The sequence below is a fragment of the Streptomyces sp. NRRL B-24572 genome (assembly GCF_002156145.1).
GTDB classification, from domain to species: Bacteria; Actinomycetota; Actinomycetes; order Streptomycetales; family Streptomycetaceae; genus Streptomyces; species Streptomyces vietnamensis.
Map to the genome: position 1 here is coordinate 1 of NZ_MWIG01000482.1, position 2,529 is coordinate 2,529.

At 72.8% G+C, this 2,529-nt stretch carries 3 protein-coding genes; all 3 read right to left on the minus strand.

Annotated elements, in window-relative coordinates; all coding sequences use genetic code 11:
• The coding region (locus tag CCN56_RS27310; RefSeq protein WP_256962173.1) for an Lrp/AsnC family transcriptional regulator at positions 1-557 on the minus strand (557 nt) is incomplete at its 3' end.
• A gap of 89 nt (positions 558-646) precedes the next feature.
• Positions 647-2,173, minus strand: coding sequence for a malonyl-CoA synthase (locus CCN56_RS27315; protein WP_086830615.1), 1,527 nt, complete (start codon positions 2,171-2,173; stop codon positions 647-649).
• Positions 2,174-2,190: 17 nt separating this feature from the next.
• A partial coding sequence (locus CCN56_RS27320) for a malonyl-CoA decarboxylase domain-containing protein (RefSeq protein ID WP_179199998.1) occupies positions 2,191-2,529 on the minus strand: 339 nt, incomplete at its 5' end.

The window sequence follows — 2,529 nt, forward strand, 5'->3', positions numbered from 1 at the left end:
CCGCCGAGCGCCTCGACCTCCCCGGCGTCCAGGATCCCGGGCGACCACTCGTGCACGGTGCGGAAGTACCGCAGCACCGGGGACACGCTCTGCGAGACCAGCCCCGGCAGCGCCGGCACCTCGTCCAGCATCAGCGACGCCAACCGGCCCGGCGGACACTGCAGCTCGGCCACGCAGTCGACCGGCCCGGCCAGCGCGTACGAGAAGATGCAGTCCGCGCGCCGCGCCGCGGCCACCGCGGCGTCCCGCACCGTGCCCGGCCGGCACGTCATCCGCAGGATCACCGTCTCACCCCGCATGACGAGCCCGCGCACGGCGACGTCCCCGCTCTCCAGCAACCGCAGCCCGCGCCGCGCCACCTTCCGCTCGGGTTCCCCGAGGGCCGCCGAGATCCGCCGCCACGAGGCCCGCCCGTCGATCTGCAGGGCGGCGACGATCCGCCGGTCCAGCTCGTCCAGCGGCCCACCGGGCGCCTCGGCGGGCACGCTCGGGTGCGTGGAAGGGCGCGCGGGCGGGGCGGCGGGGGCGGTCCGGGTGGCCGGTACAGGGTGCGTCACAGGAACGACCCTAACGACCACGGCAGCTCCCCTGCGCGGGGACAGCGGATCGTCCTCGGCGCCGCCCGCACCCCGGAGACCGCCACTGCTCAGGCGTTCGAGCCCGTGAACAGGTCCTGGTACTGCTTGCGGAGCTCGGCCTTCTGCACCTTGCCCATCACGTTGCGCGGCAGCGCCTCGACGACGCGTACGGCGCGCGGGTGCTTGAACCGGGCGAGGTCGTCGGCGATGAACTCCAGCAGTTCGGTCTCCGTGGGCTCCTGGTCCGGGGCCGGCACGACGACGGCCACGACCGTCTCTCCGAAGTCGGGGTGCGGGACGCCGATGACGGCGGACTCGAGGACCGCGGGGTGGGCGTCGAGCAGTTCCTCGATCTCCTTGGGGTAGATGTTGTAGCCGCCGGAGATCACCAGGTCCTTGCCCCGGCCGACGATGCAGAGGTAGCCGTCCTCGTCGATGCGGCCCAGGTCGCCGGTGATGAAGAAGCCGTCCGCGCGGAACTCGGACGCGGTCTTCTCGGGCATCTGCCAGTACCCGCTGAAGACGTTGGGGCCGCGGACCTCGATGCTGCCGACCTCGCCGTCGGGCAGTGCCCGACCGGTCTCGCCGTCCACCACCCGGACCTCGGTGCCGGGCAGCGGCTTGCCGACCGTGCCGGGTTTGCGCGGGCCTCCCTCGTACGGGTTGGTGGTGTTCATGCCGGTCTCGGTCATCCCGTAGCGCTCCAGGATGGCGTGTCCCGTACGGGCCTCGAAGGCCTCGTGGTCGCTCGCGAGCAGCGGGGCCGAGCCGGAGACGAACAGCCGCATCGAGGCGCAGGTCGCCGGGGTGAGCCGGTCGTGCTTCACCATCCGGGTGTAGAAGGTCGGCACGCCCATGAGCACCGTGGCCCGGGGCAGCAGGTCCACGACCGTGTCCACGTCGAACTTCGGCAGGTAGTGCATGGAGGCACCGGCCGCGATCGTCATGTTCGCGGCGACGAACAGTCCGTGGACGTGGAAGATCGGCAGGGCGTGGATCAGCCGGTCCCGGTCGGTGAACTGCCAGGCCTCGAGGAGGGCCCGGCAGTTGGAGGCGAGGTTGCCGTGGGTGAGCACCGCGCCCTTGGAGCGTCCGGTGGTGCCGGAGGTGTACAGGATCGCCGCCGGGTCGTCGGCGGAGGCGTCGACGACCTCGTCGTGGCGGCCGTCGCCCTCGAGGAGGGTGCCGTCGCCCTTGGTGCCGAGCGTCTCGACGACGAGGTCCCGCCCCTCGCGGTGCGCGTGGTCGGCCCGTCGCTCCGGGGAGCAGACCAGCACGCGCGGCCGGGCGTCGCCGATGAAGTACTCCATCTCCGCACCGGTGTACGCGGTGTTGAGCGGCAGGAAGACGCCGCCGATCCGCAGCGTCGCCAGGTACAGCGCGATGGCCTCCGGGGACTTGTCCACCTGCACGGCGACCCGGTCACCGGGGGTGACGCCGTCGGCGACGAGCCGGGCGGCGATCCGCCCCACGGTCCCCTCCGTCTCGCGGTAGGTGACCTGCCGGCCGTCGGGCAGCTCGAAGAGCGCCTTGTCCGGCTGCCGTTCCACCTGCTCGGCGAAGGACCGGTGGATGGTGGTGAAGGGGGGTGCCATGAGGGGGTGTTCCTCTCTCATCGATCGATCGGAGCGGTGGAGGCGGAGACGGCGACGGCCTCGGGGAAGGCGTCGCGCAGTGGCCCGCCGAGGGCGACGGTGCCACGACGGACGAAGTCCTCGTGCCGGCGCTCCAGCTCCCCCGGCTCGTAGCGGTAGTTGATCATCGCGCCGTACGACTGCCGCCACGCCTCGGCCGAGCTGTTCGCCGGCCAGTTCAACTGCCAGGCGGCGGCTCCGTTGCCCAGGTGGAAGCGGGCGACCGGATCGAGGGGGCGTCCGTCCGCGCGCCGCTCGACCGCGACGTACCGGGCCAGGGCGGGGAGGAGCCGGGCGCGGAGCCGCTCGACGTCCCC

Bases quoted from the DNA above. Each gene is read 5' to 3' on its own strand.
- CCN56_RS27315 (WP_086830615.1), bottom strand. From the start codon at position 2,173: ATGGCACCCCCCTTCACCACCATCCACCGGTCCTTCGCCGAGCAGGTG.